Source organism: Xenorhabdus sp. NBAII XenSa04, from assembly GCF_963866145.1.
Classification (GTDB): Bacteria; Pseudomonadota; Gammaproteobacteria; order Enterobacterales; family Enterobacteriaceae; genus Xenorhabdus; species Xenorhabdus indica.
Genome location: NZ_CAWMEB010000216.1, coordinates 1 through 216 on the forward strand (window position 1 = coordinate 1; position 216 = coordinate 216).

Sequence of the window (216 nt, forward strand, 5' to 3'; positions counted from 1 at the left end):
ATAGTCCAGCTTGCCATCCGGCCGCCAGCGTACCAAATCCCCGGTTTTATACAGCCGGGTATAACCTCGTGCCTTGTCTTCATCCGTAGCAAACGGGTTGACCACAAACCGTTCAGCCGTCAGTTCAGGCTGGTTTAAATACCCCCGTGCCACCCCGGCACCACCGACATACAGTTCTCCCGGCGCGCCAATCGGGGACAGATTGCCCTGTCCATC

1 protein-coding gene is annotated in these 216 nt (G+C 57.9%); it reads right to left on the reverse strand.

What is annotated here, in order from left to right; translation table 11 throughout:
- Window positions 1–216, reverse strand: a 216-nt coding sequence (locus AAC147_RS08905) for an AMP-binding protein (RefSeq protein ID WP_047686377.1), incomplete at both ends; no start/stop codon positions are given.